The sequence below is a fragment of the Thalassotalea profundi genome (assembly GCF_014653195.1).
Classification (GTDB): Bacteria; Pseudomonadota; Gammaproteobacteria; order Enterobacterales; family Alteromonadaceae; genus Thalassotalea_B; species Thalassotalea_B profundi.
On the sequence record NZ_BNAH01000008.1, the window covers coordinates 130,889 to 147,616 of the forward strand.

The 16,728-nt window shown below is 36.1% G+C and carries 10 protein-coding genes and 1 pseudogene; 9 read left to right on the forward strand and 2 right to left on the reverse strand.

Annotated features, from left to right (window positions below; translation table 11 throughout):
• Positions 1–115: 115 nt before the first annotated feature.
• From ptsP to IE155_RS11245, 9 genes and pseudogenes are all read left to right on the forward strand, one after another.
• Positions 116–2,392, forward strand: a complete 2,277-nt coding sequence (gene ptsP, locus IE155_RS11205; RefSeq protein ID WP_189378350.1) for a phosphoenolpyruvate--protein phosphotransferase — start codon at positions 116–118, stop codon at positions 2,390–2,392.
• Positions 2,393–2,394: 2 nt separating this feature from the next.
• Entirely contained in the window at positions 2,395–3,189 is a 795-nt protein-coding gene (locus tag IE155_RS11210) for a sulfite exporter TauE/SafE family protein (protein WP_189378351.1), read from the forward strand.
• Positions 3,190–3,289: 100 nt separating this feature from the next.
• Positions 3,290–3,868 (forward strand): annotated as a pseudogene (locus tag IE155_RS11215) (thymidylate synthase); the annotation flags it as partial.
• A gap of 124 nt (positions 3,869–3,992) precedes the next feature.
• Positions 3,993–5,222 (forward strand): tyrosine-type recombinase/integrase, encoded by a 1,230-nt coding sequence (locus IE155_RS11220; protein ID WP_189378352.1) that lies wholly within the window; start codon positions 3,993–3,995, stop codon positions 5,220–5,222.
• Between the two features lie 9 nt (positions 5,223–5,231).
• Positions 5,232–7,580, forward strand: a complete 2,349-nt coding sequence (locus tag IE155_RS11225; RefSeq protein ID WP_189378353.1) for a site-specific integrase — start codon at positions 5,232–5,234, stop codon at positions 7,578–7,580.
• A complete protein-coding gene (locus tag IE155_RS11230) occupies positions 7,580–9,649 on the forward strand; it encodes a site-specific integrase (protein WP_189378354.1) in 2,070 nt (689 codons plus the stop codon). The genes IE155_RS11225 and IE155_RS11230 overlap by 1 nt, the downstream gene beginning before the upstream one ends.
• Positions 9,646–10,122 carry a hypothetical protein gene (locus tag IE155_RS11235; protein WP_189378355.1) on the forward strand — a complete coding sequence of 159 codons (477 nt, stop codon included), beginning with the start codon at positions 9,646–9,648 and terminating at the stop codon, positions 10,120–10,122. Before IE155_RS11230 ends, IE155_RS11235 begins: the two co-directional genes overlap by 4 nt.
• The gene (locus tag IE155_RS11240; RefSeq protein WP_189378356.1) at positions 10,122–10,955 is read left to right on the forward strand and encodes a thymidylate synthase; all 834 of its coding nucleotides are present in this window, start codon (positions 10,122–10,124) and stop codon (positions 10,953–10,955) included. Before IE155_RS11235 ends, IE155_RS11240 begins: the two co-directional genes overlap by 1 nt.
• 98 nt (positions 10,956–11,053) lie before the next feature.
• Positions 11,054–11,284 (forward strand): hypothetical protein, encoded by a 231-nt coding sequence (locus IE155_RS11245; RefSeq protein ID WP_189378357.1) that lies wholly within the window; start codon positions 11,054–11,056, stop codon positions 11,282–11,284.
• A 36-nt stretch (positions 11,285–11,320) separates the two neighbouring features.
• Here IE155_RS11245 and IE155_RS11250 read toward each other — a convergent pair whose 3' ends face one another.
• Complete coding sequence (locus IE155_RS11250; RefSeq protein ID WP_189378358.1) at positions 11,321–11,641, reverse strand: hypothetical protein; 321 nt, start codon at positions 11,639–11,641, stop codon at positions 11,321–11,323.
• A 647-nt stretch (positions 11,642–12,288) separates the two neighbouring features.
• Positions 12,289–16,455: a hypothetical protein gene (locus IE155_RS11255; protein WP_189378359.1), complete on the reverse strand. Its 4,167-nt coding sequence runs from the start codon at positions 16,453–16,455 to the stop codon at positions 12,289–12,291.
• Positions 16,456–16,728: the final 273 nt, after the last annotated feature.

Genomic DNA, 16,728 nt, shown 5'->3' on the forward strand with positions numbered 1-16,728 from the left:
CAAAAAAATACTTTCAGAGAAATATCGTATTATTCTCATTTCGTGACATTTAATGGTCTTATATCGAGCGTTACAATGCGTTGCTGATTTCAGCTAATAACTATCGAGGAATTTCATGCTAACTACATTGCGTCGAATAATTTTGGAGTTTAGCCAAGATAGTGAGCTAGAAAGCGCACTGCGTCGCATGGTTTCGCAAGTAAAGTTAGCAATGAATACAGATTGCTGTTCTATCTACCTTGCTGATTATCAGTATCAGCATTTTGTGTTAATGGCTTCAGATGGCTTGTCTAAAGAATCTATCGGACAAACAACAATCGACTTTTCTGAAGGTTTAGTTGGCTTAGTTGGACGGCGAGAAGAGCCATTAAATATAGCTAATGCGCAAAATCATCCCAAATTTATTTATACGCCTGAGGTAATGGAAGATGAGCTTCATGCCTTTTTAGGCACACCTATTATTCATCAACGTAAAGTCTTAGGTGTGTTAACTATCCAGCAAAAAGAAACGAGAAGCTTTACTGAAACTGAAGAAGCTTTTTTAGTGACATTAGCTGCTCAATTAGCAACCATATTATCGAATGCTGAAGCTTCAGGTTTGGTGTCTAAATATACTCAAAACGGCCAATGGTTAAAACCATTAACAGGGGCGGCAGGTGCATCTGGTGTTGCTATGGCTCCAATTATGGTTGTGCAATTGGTTGCTGATTTAAATACGGTTGCTATTGAAAAGTGTCAAGATATAGCTGTGGAGCTACAACGACTTCAACAAGCTATTGAAAAAACCTTTTCCGATTTTGAAACTATGTCATCACAGCTAGGCACTATTATTAGTGATAACAGCCTAGATATTTTTGAAATGTATAAGCAGTTACTTGATTCTGCAAATTTAGGCGGAGAAATTGCAAAAAAAATACACCTAAACTGGAATGCTGAAAGCGCGTTAAAGCTTGTTGTTGATAGTTATATATTGCAATTTGAGAGCTTGGAAGATGAATACTTACGTGAACGTGCATCAGATATAAGGGATTTAGGTAACCGATTATTACTCAATCTTCAGTCGCTTAATGCCGTTCAGCAATCCTCACCAGAAGAATTTATATTGCTTGCTAATGACGTAACAGCATCTATGGTCGCCGATTTTCAACACCAAGGATTAAAAGGCATTGTTTCTTTCACGGGTTCAAGTAACTCTCATGCAGCTATTTTAGCTAGGGCACTCGCTATACCTGCAATTATGGGCGTTGAAAGAGTCCCTTATAGTAAATTAGATAAACAACTTGCTATAGTCGATGGTTATAACGGTGAATTATTTATAGCACCAAACGAATCGCTTATTCGCGAATATCAGCATTTAATTGTTGAAGAAGGCGCATTATTCGATAAAGTTTTTGAAATAAAAGACTTGCCCAGTATTACCCCTGACGGCAAAGCCATTGAGTTACAACTTAATGCAGGCTTATCTCATGGCTTTGAGCATTCAAAAAATACTGGTGCGGTGGGTATTGGCTTATATCGAACTGAAATTCCTTTTATGGACAGAAGTTGTTTTCCTTCGGAATATGAACAAACTTTACTTTATCAGAAAGTGCTAGCTGCTTTCCCTAAACAATCAGTGACGATGCGTACCCTTGATGTGGGGGGCGATAAGTCTTTACCTTATTTCCCTATCACTGAAGATAATCCCTTCCTTGGTTGGCGTGGCATTCGTATTACCTTAGATCACCCTGAGATATTTTTAGTACAAGTTCGTGCAATGATTCGTGCTAATGCAGGTCATGGCAATTTAGAAATAATGCTTCCTATGATTTCAAGCGTGACAGAAGTTGAAGAAGCCATAAGGTTAATTAACCAAGCCTATTATGAACTTAGCCTTGAATTGGATACCGCCCATGCTAAATTATTAGTAAAACCCAAAGTCGGTATAATGATTGAGGTCCCTAGTAGTATTTTTCAATTAAAAGAATTGGCTGAAAAGGTAGATTTTTTCTCTGTGGGGAGTAATGACTTAACCCAATATTTATTAGCGGTTGACCGAAATAATGCGCGAGTGTCGAGTTTATATAGCTCATATCACCCATCAGTATTAAGAGCGCTGAATTATATTGCCGAGCAAGCTAATCAACACTTAGTACCTTTAAGTTTATGTGGCGAATTAGCCAGTGAGCCTGCAGGAGCTTTGCTATTAATGGCGATGGGGTACGATAAATTAAGTATGAATCCTCATAATATATTGCGGATCAAATGGGTTATACGGCACGTTGAATTTAAACGAGCTAAAATTATTTTGTCTCATGCACTGACTTTTTCTAATGCTAAACAAGTGCATAATTACATAAATGAACAGCTCGAATTATTAGGCTTGGGTGGTTTTGTTCGTGCAGGTATGTAGTAATGATCGTTAGTACGTTTCTTTTATGTATGTTACTTGGTTGTGTTACCGGTTTCCTTGCAGGTTTGTTAGGAATCGGCGGCGGCTTAGTTATTGTGCCAGCGCTTGTGTATTTATTACCGAGTGTCGGTGTTGAACCTGATCTTGTTATGCCTATTGCCTTAGCTACTTCATTAGCTTCAATTATGTTTACCTCTTCTTCAGCGGCTTGGGCTCATCATAAAAATAAAAATATACCATGGAAAACTACTCGAAAATTAGTCGCAACTATTGCATTAGGAGCTTTAATTGGAGCCTATATTGCCGATGTTTTATCGAGCCAAACACTGAAAGTTGTATTTGCGATTTCAGTGATTTTACTCGCATCATATATGTTGTTATCTATCCGAATGACAAAAGTAAAACCTATGCCAGGCGATAAAGCTGTTGAGTTGATTGGCTTAATAACTGGCACGATCTCAAGTTTAATGGGAATTGCAGGGGGGGCGATTTTAGTCCCTGTATTAACGTATTTTTCAATGTCAATTCGTCATGCTATAGGTACTGCAACAGTATGTGGTTTTGTTGTAGCTACGTTTGGTGCTATAGGTTTTATTGTTACAGGAATTGACCAAGAAGGTTTGCCAAATTGGAGCCTAGGTTATATTTATTTACCTGCATTATTAGGTTTTATTAGTACATCATCATTATTTGCTCCTTTGGGTGTTAAGTGGGCAACAAAAGTGCCAGTGAAAACATTAAAGAAAATGTTTGCGGCCTTTCTAATACTAGTAGCAATTAAAATGATTTTTAAATAGCGAAAATATATTAACTAAATATTGCTGACCTTTAGCATCGTGCTTGATATTATAGATATTCAACCATTTCCTCAGATTTAATTACCATAGAGATACCATCATGAAACAGTATTTAGCATTATGTCAGCGTTTAATTGATGAAGGTACGTGGATAGAGAATAAGCGTACCGGTAAACGCTGTTTAACCGTGATTAATGCTGAATTAAATTATGATGTTGCGGCAAATGAATTTCCAATGATCACTACACGAAAAAGTTACTGGAAAGCAGCTATAGCTGAGTTACTTGGTTATATTCGTGGCTATGATAATGCGGCAGATTTTCGCTCTATTGGCTGTAATACATGGAATGCTAATGCAAATGAAAATGCTGAATGGCTAAATAACTCACACCGTAAAGGCGAAGACGATATGGGGCGGGTTTATGGTGTTCAAGGACGTAAATGGTCAAAACCTGATGGTGGATTTGTTGATCAGCTGAAAAAGCTTGTTGATGACTTATCTAATGGCATAGATGATCGCGGTGAAATATTATCTTTTTATAACCCGGGTGAATTCCATATGGGGTGTTTACGCCCATGCATGCACACTCATACGTTTTCTTTATTAGGTGATACGCTTTACTTAACCAGTTACCAACGCTCATGCGATGTGCCGCTTTTATTGCCCTATAATAGAATTGCACAGTATGAGAAAGAAGCAGTTAGTGATTTCTTTTTTTTGTATCAGAATAAAGATAATTCGATATATTAATCAAGTGCACAATATGAAAATATAATATCTATATAAGGGCAAAGTGAAAGAAATGAGATTTAAATTAGTAGAAGGAGAATCAATAAACATAAGAGATAGTGAAGCTTTTAAACATAAAGCTAATACGACGTTAGACTTTCAAACAGAGCCTAATGTGACTGGGGTTGTTGTTTTCAATTCGAAGCAACAAGTATTGCCACATATATCAAATTGGCTTACTGAAAAGCTAATGAGTGGATTAACACCTCCGGGAACAGTTAAAACATATGCAAAGAACTTTTCTTACTTACTTGATTATCTAGAGCAGCATAGGACATTAAAGCATCAGAAGTTAGATGATGCATTGCTATATATTCAACAACACACATTCAAAGAATACTTCCAACATTTAAGAAGTGAAAAAGGTTTAGCCTCTACAACGGTAAGTAATAGAGATGCGACTTATCAAGCATTTTTTGAAGAGTTCCTTTGTGTTGCGCGTCATAACGGGAAGGCGTTGAGAGATGACAATCCTTATGAGGGGGGGCTGATTTTTGGTTCCCCAAAATCTAAATTAGTAGAAATGTGTAGTTTAGATGAATTAACGGCGTTATTAATGTGTACACCACATGAAAGTGAGAAGGTATTGGTTCAGTTCATCTACGATAGCGGTCTTAGGCGCACAGAAGTAACTAAAGTCAAAAAAGAGCATATAGATAATGCTTTAAACTCAGAACGACATAAAATTATAGTGGATGAGGACACCGTATCGATACCATCTGAATACAAAGCTGTTTATGTCGAAGGCTCAAAAGGTAGGCGTAGAGAAATTAAAGAAAGAATGACACTTACCAGTATCCATACATTAGGAAGGCTTAAACGATATTTTGCAAACCCTAGATATCGTGTTACTGCTAAAAAGCACTCTTTAGATGCTCCTGCTTTTTTTAATACTCACGGAAATCCATATACCCCCGGTTCAGTTGGAAAGTTGTTAGAACGGTTATCCCAGAGAGCAAAAAAGAAGGGACTTATAAAAAGACATATCCATCCTCACATGTTAAGACATGGCTTTGCTGGTTCTGTCTTAAGGTCTCCTGACTTGGGAAACCATTCAGTAGATAAACTCGTGATAGTTCAACATTGTCTTGGACACAGTAGTTTAAAAACAACGCAGATTTATACACGGCTACCTTACGATATATATGGCTTAGTAGCTGATTCTAATGGAGAAATTCTCACGCGATCACAGTTGATGGAGCAATTAAACACGAAAACTAAAACAAAAAAAGTGAGAGCGTAGGGAGTGAAAATGGTAACTAAACAAATTAAAAAACTAAAAGCCTACATTGATGAGATTAAAGCTAGCCCAGTTAAAGTATGGGAAATACCATTAGGCAACAAGGTTAAAAAAGATAAGTATTACGCAATGGCTTCTCATGTTTACCTTAGTGATAAGTTAGGCATTTCGAAGGCTGCGCTCCAAGGAGCAACGAGCGCAGCACACAGCTATGTTCCGCTCATGAATGAGCTTAATGAAATTCTCATTAGCGAAGGTATTTTAATTGAAGGAACAATTTCATCTGCCCTTGAGCTTCGCAGAACAGTAATGATTTGGTGGAAAAGCTTGTCAGATGAAGAAAAATTCGACCTCGAAACACATGGCAACTCTATTAGCTTTAATAAATATATTAAAAACTGGCGAGGTGGTAAAGACTACGAAATCATTAATGAGTTGGCGGAACAATTAAACAATGAGCTAATTGTATTAGGTGCGCTTCGTGGTGATTATATTCCAGTTAAAGAACGAGAACAGTTACGCGATAAGGAATTCATACCCAAGCAAAAAGCGACAGCACAGCGTTGGCGTGATCTTGAATTAATATCTTTAGAGTCAGTCGAAGACTTGCTCGCTCCCGATAGTTCTGATGAGCCATTTGTTCAAATTAAACAGTTAGCTGCTCATATTCGTGCAAGTTATTCTGCTAAGTCATCTAAAAATAACTTTCGAGATGCATATAATCATTTGTGCAAGTTTCTATTGAAGAACAACATAGCAACTACTTCGTTTTTAAAGGATATATTGAATGAGTACCTGTTAGTTAGATTCAATCAGGATTACATTATCCCTTTGATGGATAATGAAGAAATGTCTCCTGCTACAGCCCCTAGCATTATAAGTGCTGTTAGAATTATTTTAAAAAGAGCTAAATCTTTAAAAGGGCTTGGTTTTCACGGATTTATAGATGTTGAAATGGCAGTTAAAGGTAGAGTGACTGAAAGTTATAAACCATATATCAAGCAGGAACGCGATGACATCAACAACGCTATACATGAAAGTATTGAAGAAACAATCGAGCTACTATCTCCATACACTAAAGTTGGAAGTGGTATATATCCTTTAGATAATCGGGGACACTTATTATTAGGGCTTGCTACAATAGAAAATGCTAGGTTTTTGTTCGAAAATAACCTGAATTGCTCACCTGTTTACTATCATACGGCTAAAACTAACGAAGAAAAAGGGTTCTTAAAAATAGTTGGGAAACTCGATGTTGGGCTTCATGAAATATATAAAAGTTGGGGAGTTTTATCCGTTGTAGATGCCAATGTTATAGCACCATTTGTTTTTCGACTCGCACAAATAACAGGTATGAATGCCGAACCCATTTTTGATCTTAACGTGGATGACCTAGTCCTTTCGCATGAAATTACTGGTAAGCCGTGTTTAAGATATTGGAAAGAGAGGAGTACGGGGGAAAAGGAATTACATCTGGATTTATTTGAAGCGAAGCTTCAGTGGTTATCTAAAAAACAAAGCGTAGAAGTTCAAAAAATATTTGAAGGAGTAGTTAACCTTACTGCAAATATCAGGAAAGATGCTCATAACTCTATCAAAGGTAGACTTTTTATATTCAAAAGTTCAGGGCAAAAAACCTATGGAGAAATAAAATCATTTTCTGAACTGAAGAATACTACAAGTATCTATTCGAATTTTGTTAGTAGACATTCATTGCAGAACGCTGCTGGAAAGCCTTTGAAATTCAGTATTAGCCGCTTTAGACCTACTTTTGTAAGCGAAATGTTGGAAGCTGGAGTTAGCATTCGAGAAATTCAATTGATGTTAGGTCATTCCAACATTGAAACTACGATGAATTATCTGGATAAATTGGATTTTAATCGTATTGCTAGAGCAAAACTCAATGAAGCGTTAACTAGAATTCATAAGCGCACGATAGTACCCGCTAATGACAATAGCCAATCAAGTGATTTTTTAGAAAACCCAGATAGAATAATATTTAGCACGCCGTTAGGGGGCTGTGCGAATATATTTTCACCACCAGATTTTATCAGGAGTATGTCAAGTTACAACCAAGGCCAAGCATGCTCACAGTACAACAAGTGCCTGTCATGTGAAAACGTCATGATCACCGTAGATAAATTACCGATGTTATTTGCTATGCAGCGAGATTATGAATTACTCATGCAGAGAAATAGAATTATGGATACACCATACGGCTATGTAATTGAAGAAAACCTAGCATTGCTTGATGAAATGCTAAATCCCAAGAAGTCTGATTTTTCTATTGGCGATTTAGAGCATGCAAAGCGCCTGTCAGTTTTTGAAGAGACGGCAATAGTAGATGGAGTTACAGCATAATGAATGAGACAAATTTAGAGAACAACATTTCACTAATTCAAAAAGTTGGTGAAAACAAAAAACTACTCATACCACTTTTTGCTAAAACTCAAGAACAGATAGATAGTAAAGAGCTGGAGTTACCTGAATTTTTCTGGTTGCCGCAACTTTTAAGTCTTTCTGTAACCTCTGTAAATCAATTCAAAGAAAACGAATGGGATTACAATAAAGACACTCTCAATCCATCTAGGTCAGTACAAGGGGCTAAGCTCAAAATTAATTTTTCTAAATACTCGAATATTCCCGCTTATGTAATGACTGAGTTAAAGTGCTTATGTCATTTAGTAATGCTGGTCCCAATGCAATTTAGGAAAAATGGTAAAGGTCAACGTTCTAAAAAATCAATAAAGCCCAATACCGTGATTGCTCATTTTGAAGCTGGTTTAAGATACATCGACAGTGTATTTCATGACTTAAATGGGTTGGGTCTAGAGTTTGTCCACAATAAATTTCAAAGTTTGACCGATATACTTGATAGTGACTATAGAAAAACGGCCAAAAAATTTAATTTCACAGTTGGTCCAGAATTAATGGTGTTTTTGGGTTATTTGAACCACCCATACTCCTCAAATGTATTGGGTACAGAAATTAAGGTTGATTTCTCAACCTTAGACTGGCCGGAACAGAATATAAAGAAAAGAAAAGCGAAGCTAATTTTTGAGAATAGTGATTTTGAAAAACTGATAAATCATTCGACATTTACTGTGGTTGATTTCTTACTCAGAATTTCGAAAAACGTCGAAGATAAAACAGCATTGTCTTATTACAACGTTTTGAACAAAGAACACCGTTTAAATTTTGAATTTAATGAGCACTTATTAAATGACTATACTCTAGTTCGTCTTTTGTCTAAGGGATATTCTAAAGAGTTTATCGAGACAACTTGCTCTATATCTAAAGAGTACCTAAAACCTGATGGCAGCTTGATGTACCACGAGGGGATTAGGCCTCTGATAAAGGAAAAATATCAGATAAAGCACTTTGATGAAGTCAGAAGGTATATCAATGAAGTTTACTATTCATCCGCTTATTTAATTTCACAATTGGCAGGGATGCGTCCAGAAGAAATGTGCGAGTTAATATTAAGTAAATGCTTAAATGTGCATGATGGATTTGATGTCTTGGTTTCAAATGTAAAGAAGAATAAGTTTGAAAACTTAAAATTATTTGATGATAAGTGGGTTGCAATTCCAATTATGAAAGATGCTGTTCAAGCGGCATCCTTAATTTCGTCTTTAAAGAATAATGATTATCTTTTCAGTAATGTAGATACAGTATCTCCCGATGATATACCTACCAATATGAACCCGACGGGTATCAGGCACTTTTTTGGAAATTTCTTAAATATAGTCCTAGGTAAAGACAGGACTGAGCAAATAATATTCACCCCATACATGATTCGGCATACGTTAGCGTATCAATTACATCGTATTGAATTAGGGCTTCCATTTATATCATTTCAACTAAAGCATATTGTAGATAAAGTTGGTAGTTACACATCAATGGGAGCGGCGAGTAATACAACATTAGGGTATGGAGAGATCGCAGACAACATAGTGCTTGATAAAGCGAAAAGCAAAAAAATTCGTCGTTATGCAGAAGTGGAGCGAGTAAAGAACATTATGGACCCTAATGGTACATATGTTGGCCCAAAAGCTACTGAGCACAAAGAAAGAGTTCAAAAGGTGTTCCAAGGATATATGGAGGCTGGCTATAGCAAAGATGAGATATTTGATGCTATGGCTGAGCAAGGACTTGCAGTGATTAATGTTGGTGCAGGCTTCTGTTTTGGAGGGGTAGAGGATTATGATGAAAGTCTTCCTTGTATCGGCTCTTTAAGGTGTAACCCTAATAGGTGTTCAAATGCAATTGTTAGCAAGGCAAATGCTCCTAAATGGCGAGAGGTATTTGTCTCAAATAGCGAGTTAGTTGGCAAAGAAGGATATGAAGATAGGCAGGACCAAATCATTGCGGCGGTAGAGGAAGCTAGAGGGGTTTTAATTTATCTTGGAGAGGCTGTCGATCAATGAGTGAACAAGCATATGATGAAAAAAATACTAAAGATTATGATGATAATACAATAAAACTAAACGATGCTCTGGAGAAAATCAGCAAAAATTCTGACCTGCCAGCTACTCAAAAAGAAGTCGCAAGGATATCAGGCATTCACAGGAATACAGTATCAGAACGAGAGTTTCCAGCAATTCGTTTAAAAGAAATTAAAAAGCAAAGGAAAGAACAAGAGCAACAAGAACAGCAGGATATAAAAAGTAAAGCAGAAGAACTCACCGAAGAACGTGATAATATTGCTAAAGAAGTGGTTTATTGGTTCTCTGAGTTCACCAAAGCAAATAAAGATAGAGATGATTTAGAACTTCAGTTAAGAAGACAAATCGAAAATACAGACTTTTATAAAACAGAGTTCGAGAAACAGAAAGAAAAAATAAAAACTCTTCAAGATAAAAATGAACAACTTAAAGAATTACTAAGAGATGTAAAATAATGAAAGCATATATAGAACTATTAAAAGACGTGCTAGAAAATGGCACACAAAAAGGTGATCGAACTGGAACTGGCACTACGTCAGTGTTTGGTCGCCAAATAAGACATGATTTATCTAAAGGTTTTCCATTGCTGACAACCAAAAAACTTCATTTTAAAAGCATAGCCAATGAACTTATCTGGTTTCTTAATGGTGACACCAATAATAATTGGCTAAACGAGAATGGCGTTAAAATTTGGGACGAGTGGGCGCTGGAAGATGGCTCTCTTGGACCTATATACGGTGCTCAGTGGACTGCTTGGCCGACAAAAGACGGTGACACAATAAATCAGATCGATTACGTTGTTGATACGTTGAAGAACAATCCAAATAGTCGCCGAATTATATTTCATGGATGGAATGTTGAGTACCTCCCAGACGAAACTGTAAGTCCTCAAGAGAATGTTATTAGTGGTAAGATGGCATTACCCCCATGCCATCTACTATATCAGTTCTATGTAGCCAACGGAAAGCTCTCAGGACAATTATATATTAGAAGTTCCGATATTTTCTTGGGGCTTCCATATAACATTGCTAGTTTATCATTACTTGTTCATATGCTATGCCAACAATGTGATTTAGAGCCGGGTGAAGTAGTTGTAAGTTTTGGTGATTTACATGCTTATTCAAATCACATGGAACAAATTAAAGAGCAGATGTCACGTGAACCAAGGCCTTTGCCTGAATTGAAAATTAATCGAAAGCCAGACTCTATTTACGGTTACAATTTTGAAGACTTAGAAATTGTCGGCTATGATGCACATCCAAATATCAAAGCTCCTGTTGCTATTTAATTGAAACAATAGTTATCATTCCACGCAGCGCTTTTCTGCGTGGGGAAGGTTATTCAACTTATTAAGCTAAATAACCGCTTTAATCGAAAAGGCAAATAATGAGCAAAGTAGATACTCATCAATCAGAACAAAATATACAGTTATGTAATGATCAATTATCACTTAATCAGCGCATCATGATCAAAAATGTCCGAGAGGCTATTGCTAACAATCGTATTGACGGCCTATCGATAAATCCTATTCTGATAGAGAGAGTAATTGCAGCATGTAAAGATAATCAGAAACTAGATGTTGAGCAATTGATCAGAGAGTTTGTAACTCAAAATTAGTCAACTAGCGTTATTGTTAAAAATAGAACTCACAACTTAAACTGTTCCTTTCAGATCATTCAAAGCTACTTTTTTAAATACGGCTGAGGCTGGTTTTAAAGATGTTTTACAAATAGCACCGTATTTACTGCCCGTCAGCCCAGAATTTATTTGTCTTTTTCTATATTTTTTAAGTTGACGCGCGTTCAAATTTTGAAGCTGATTAATTCTTTGATGATAATACCTTTGGCCCATTGTTTTTACTTTAGCGATAGATTCAAAAGTAACAATTGTGCTATTAGCGCGAGTAATATTATGCTGATTTTTGAAAAATGCAGTTAAGTGTTTTTTACGCAGACGCATCAATTTTCTTTTCATATTTTTCAGTATGCGTGTGATATTTATGCTCAATTGCTATCAACATTAAATGAAATTTATAGATCTTCCAAGTTTGTCATTTACTATACTTAAACTTCAGCAATTCAAGAGTCAGAGATATGCCTTATTGCCATACTGTCTTTCAACAAATAGCTCCTGATGAAGTCGAGTCATTATTATCGACCTTTACTATCGAGAACTTCGTCGGCGGACGAGCAGCGTATCACTTAGGCAATGGCAGTTACTCGATAGATGCGGGCGAGAATGATATTCGTGCCATCTATGAAGGTGAGGTCGTTCGATTCTTTTTGCCGTCACGAAAAAGAGATGCTTCGGTATGAGAAAAAGCTAAAAGTATTTGCAACCAAGCATGGTATTAGGCTTAGCACTAGCAGTTAAAGGCCCCAAAAACGCTTAGACAGCGAATACGAGGTGATGAAGTTGGACTCAAAGCGGGTCAGATCGAACATTCGTTTAGCAACAAAAGAATGTCTAGTAAAATCTAGGAGTTCCAGTTCCAGTAGTGGTCTTTCCGAATTTCTGCGTCACGCTACGAATTCACAACTCAAAACGGTCTAAATTAGTTGTTAGGTTGAACGCCATAGATATTGAGTTATCAATGGGGTGGACTAAGTCTAAAATTACGCCTAGCTCAACGAGCTACCACATTCATTTTTTAAAATATGCAATTGATTTAATGCTACACAAAGAAGTTCTGCCCATTCCATACAATCATTTAGACTAATATTTATTTGATTATCTTCTGGCACTTCATAAGGTTGGACTGCCTGTTGGCATGTGTCTAATGTTTGAATCCAAGTGTTGGTGACATTGCTATCATATTCTTTTGCTATATTTATCAATTTTTGTGCCGCGTTGATATGCTCTGTTAGCGGTTCAATTAAATTACTACAATAATTTTCTAGTATTTCTATTCCTGTATCATTTGCATTTTGCGGGAGAGTAACGAAACAATGCATATGGTTTATTATTGCAAGGGTTGCGCTTAGTTCTTTTTCGAGTTCTTTCACCACTTTATAAGAAGCTGCCCCATTTTCCTTAAGTTTAAAATGATTTAGTGCATTTAAGTTAATTGGTCTAGGTAAGTAAAGAAAAGCCTTTTCTTCACTTAATACAGGCTCATCGCCAACAAAACTGTTGGTAAATAGCACCCAAGAAATATTTGAAATTGTTTGCGTTTTGTTAGTTGGCACAATCACAAAACTATCCCACAAATTTGTTAAAACAAAATACTTAAGATCAGTAAAGCTTACTGGTCTTATTGCTCTAGTTAATGCATCAACCGTATCGATAAATACATTATCCATAGCCGTCGTTTCAGATGTACTGACTTCAATCCAAAGAGACTTCTTGCCTTCATATTCATAACCCTCACTTAGAATTGATGCTTTCATACTAGGATTTGACAATTCGCTTAACGAATTAGTAATTGAGCTAATCAGTTTATTTTTTAGGCTGGTCAAAATAGCAGACGCTCTAATATCGGGTGAATCTTTCCAATATTTGTCAGGGTGATGAGCAAATTGATACCAAAGTGCCCATGCTTTGTTAATTTTCTCTTTTTCTTTTTTATCTATTTGATTGAGCTTTTGTTCTGGAATAATTTCATGAAAAATAGCTCTAAACTCATGCTGGAAGCTTTCCAAATTCTTTTGAGCATTATTAAGATTAACGCATGACAGATGAATATTGTGCTCGTTATAGGGGTGTCCTAATTCTTCAGCTTTTTTGTAGTATTCAACATGCTGCTCTTTTGGTAATCGACCAATTAGACCATTAAAAATCAGGATGAAGTGTGATTGACTAAAAAAATTACTCATTGAGTGAATATAATCGTTGAGTGATTCTCTGAATTTTTTTGAGTCATTCTGCATCGATAAGCAATCAAAGGTTTTTTTACGTTTACCTTCGACTTCATTTTTACTTAGGTCTCTTAATGTTCCCTCACTAGTAATGCCCCAAGGGTCAACTGCTAATTTTGGTAATTTAGTTAGTTGCCAATTTATTTTGGCAAGATTTTCCCAATACTCAGGCTCGATTTTTCCGATACCTATAAGCGCTTGAGACTTTTTTTTCTTAAAATAAGTTATTAGCGTTTTATTTAAATTGGTTAGTCCAAATGCGATTTGTTCTCTAATAGATAAAATATTGCTTGCGTACTCAGGCCAATCATTCGGCCTGAATGTGTAATCTATATAATTAGCCCATGTCGAGTTAATACTTACAAAGTGTGGTAAGGGAATTGCCGAATGAATGATGTTCTTCTGGCTTTCGTCTAGCGGTAAATCCATAAGAATATTTTGATGACCATAACCTTGAGTTCCATATTTTTCTTGGTCGGGAAATAGCTTTTTTAAAATTATAGCTTTATTGCAAGACATTTTATTCAGGTCTGAACCTGTATAGTTAGCCGAGTCTATGTAATCGTTAGGGATGATATAGTGCGCAATCGGATTATTAGGTTGATGATCGAACCAAACAGTTTGAGTGGATTTCTGAAAAAGTGTAACTATTGCAAGTTTATTTCTATTTATAAATGAATGGTATAAATCTGGAGAAAAATAAAATAGCCCTATAGTTAAGTTAGCTAGAGGGGCAATATCTTCAAATGCAGTTTCTATATCTAAATTTAGTAACCAAGATACATTTAACTGATTAGTAACGCCTAATCGCCCCATCCATAATAAAACTTCTCCCATTCCTGACCAATTACTGTAGTTGTGTGGAATCGCCAATTCCTGAGGTAAATGAATAAGCCACTCACTTATGTATTTATACACCGACTGTGATGAACTTATCTGCTGCCTTAGTTCCAAAGCATTTCTGGTTGCTAATGGATTATCTTTGCCAAGTATATTTATCAAATCTTCTGCTAGGTTGATTTCCATAGCCCCGCCAATATCGGTTTGTAGCAGAAGAGATGCTCCATCGTTACCAGCTATAGACCGCGCAGAACTTATAACCTCTTTATTTTCTAAAACATGGTTGCGAATACCAAACCATAGTAATGCTCTACCTATGCCAGCAGCAGCTTCCCAAGTTTCAATATTGAGCTTCTTTAGGCTGTCGAATAGCTCTTGAAACTCATTAGGTTTCTCGACAAATGAATAAAGCAGAAAAGTTTCAAGGTCAGCTTCTGGTATGCTTGGCATCACACAAAGAGCTGCGTCAATCCAAGGGGAAAAGGCAGGTTCAACCAATAACTCAGCAAGAAGTTTTGAGCGAATAGGGTGTAGTGCTACTAGATGAATCTTGTCATCTGAGCGACGAATTAAATATTCGTCTTCAAACAAACTAAAAGTACCTTGTGGATCTCTTAATTGAATAGCTTTTATCAATAATGGAATATTAACTCTGGCTTCAAATGAGGTTGCAACGACAGTGGCCAATAGCAATTTAATTGCAGATGCTTCTAATTTGCCTTCTATAACTTCCGTTCTTAAACGCTTAACCTGAAATCTAAGCCTTTCCTTAAGCGATTCTGTTTGGGTTAAAAAGAATATATACTCCAACAACGATCCACTACCACCGAAGCCTAACCAAAGTTGGTCAAATGATGGATAGGGGGTCGCAATCCCTTTAGCTAGCAGGTTATGGTATATGTGCTTGGCTTCACCTTGCGAAAACTTAAGTTGAACCAGTTTAGGAAACCCTAGTTGATCATTTGAAATATTTTGGCGAGCTAAATCTTCTTCTCTGATTGTTATTAGAATTTTTATATTTGGCTTTTCAAGCAAGGCTTTGATAATGGCTGTCCAGTCTGAATCTCTGGGAGTTACATCAATATACAAATAGAGAGTTGCACTGAAGACGGCTAAATGATCTGCTATTGCCAATGCAATACTTTTTGCATGAGTTCTGTTTTCAATAAAATTAATTTGTAAACGCCAAGTTTCTGGAACGTACTGATAGAGATAACGATAGGCCAAAGACGTTTTTCCTTGACCAGATGCACCATGAACGATAACTGTTTGAAATGTTTTAAAATGATTTTCAATTTCTGTTAGATGTTCCTGTCTGAGTATATCCAAATTAGCTTGAATATGACTAAATCTGGCAGATATACCTTGGTAGAATTCCTTTTCTAATTTTTGTTTTTCAACAACACTATTTTCCTCTAAAGGCGAGATGGATTTAAACCATTCTTGATGATGAGCTTCACGTTCCGCGAAATAACGACCAATTGAATTAATTTTTTCTAACAGTACCGCATGAGTTATTTTAGATTTTTGTTCTGACGCTTCGTATAACCAAGAGGTTAGTAATGACAATGCATGCTCAATTGAACCAGATGTCATTGATTGACTTAAGCATTGAGAAATACTTTGATGTAACTCATCTTCAATAGCATATAGCCACACTAATTTTTTGAACAAAATATCTACTGAAGGATTGGATATTTTTAAATTCCCTAACTTCTGTCTTATCTTGCTTTGATTGGCTTCCTTATTTATATCTGACGTAGACCAAGCACTTTTAATTTCATTACCAATTATACCAAAGCTGATTACCTCTACTTTTGGTGACTCATCAGTATTTAATAGTTTGCAGGCACGATGAATAAAAGTATCTTTTTTATCCGCCTCGATAAAATTCGATAGAACTAGAGGGTCACTATATGCCTTGATTTGAACGGCTCTTACTAATTTTTTGCCTTGATATACTGCTAGATCTTCATTCCCTTCTGGCTGGAAGATTAACTCGGAACTATTAGACAATAGAATTTCGTGTAAGATATATAAAGTCTGAAGTCTATAACCTTTTAATGCAGCTTTTGCTCCTGAATTGCCCACTTTATTCCTTCAATTTTATTATTCGTAAACTTTGCGTTAAAAAGTAATGTAAATAAAACTCTATTTAATAAATATCAAATTTTTATCAATAGCGTTGTTCATTTATTGCGTTAAAACAAACAAGTTTTTTAAGTTCGTTTTGGGTTGATAGTCGATCCATACTAAGGTTATCAGACAAATATAAGTGTGTCTTTTTTTCGCTCATAGGAGTTATGATCAACCTCATCGACTTTAGAGTTATGATTAATCACCTGTACAATTTAGTTGAGTTTT